General features: G+C 41.3%; 1 protein-coding gene. It reads right to left on the reverse strand.

Annotated elements, in window-relative coordinates:
• Positions 1-124: 124 nt before the first annotated feature.
• Positions 125-1189: ABC transporter permease (locus tag DUT69_RS18965; protein WP_113654857.1), on the reverse strand; the 1065-nt coding region annotated here is incomplete at its 5' end.

Genomic DNA, 1189 nt, shown 5'->3' on the forward strand with positions numbered 1-1189 from the left:
CTAGGGTAGAAAAATTGATTAAGCAAGGCCAGTTAAATAACCTGTTGCTGTAACCGAATAGCTATAACGCCGTTTAGCAATATAGGCATATAGTAAGGTTGGACGGGAAATCCTTCGGAACGTTTTACTCGTAGCGCAAAGCCTCTACTTGATCTAATTTTGATGCTTTTTGCGCAGGATAGTAACCCGCAAGGATACCTACGGTAATACATAGCGCTAAGCCCAGCATAATAAACAGCCAAGGGATAATGAACCCTCCGCCCATAAACATGGAAACAAGGTTGCCAATGGCGATGCCTAACAAAATGCCTAAGATGCCTCCCAGCAAGCAAATAACTATCGCTTCAATCAAAAATTGCTTTCTAATCACCGACGGGTTGGCCCCTATGGCTTTTCTTATGCCAATTTCTCGGGTACGTTCAGTTACTGATACCAGCATAATGTTCATTAAGGCTATAGAAGCGCCAAGAAGCGTAATAATGCCAATTGCCATACCGCCAATAGTAACTACTTTCAAATTTTCAATTAAAGTTTGGGCAACCGCATCGCTTTTGGTAATTTCAAAATTATCGCCTTGTCCAATTTTTAATTTTCGGATGGCTCTGAAAGTCGAAGTAGATTCTCCAATAACGTTATCCACTAAATCAGCACTAGGTACCATCACGGTAATGGTATAGGAAGGGTTGCTGTTAGCATTAATTACTTTAGCTTTAAACAAAGGAACATAAACCGCTCTGTCAATACTAGCGCCCATGCTTGAACCTTTGGCCGCAAGTACACCAATCACCCTTAGTCTGTTATTACCAGCGGTGATGATTTTATCTAAAGCAACATTATCTTTAAACAAGGTTTTTGCTATTTCAGAGCCAATAACACAAATGTTTGGCCCATTTAGAGATTCAGCTTCGTTAAAGCTACGGCCTTGTGCTAATTCTAAACCTTGTGCTGCTAGTCCGTTTTCATCAATACCTCTAATGTTAATGTTCGGATTAGTTTTTTCTTGCTCGTATTTTACGGTAGCGCCATTGCTTGCAAAAACACTGATGGAAACTCCGCCGGGGGTGTTGGATCTTTCTTTGAATTTCAGCGCATCTTCATACCTAATGGGTTTGTAACTTTTTGGACGCTCGCCAGAACCACCAATCCTAATGCCGGTACCTCTATTTCTAATAGTGAAGGAGTTGGCGCC

The organism is Pedobacter namyangjuensis (assembly GCF_003313325.1).
Taxonomy (GTDB): Bacteria; Bacteroidota; Bacteroidia; order Sphingobacteriales; family Sphingobacteriaceae; genus Pedobacter; species Pedobacter namyangjuensis.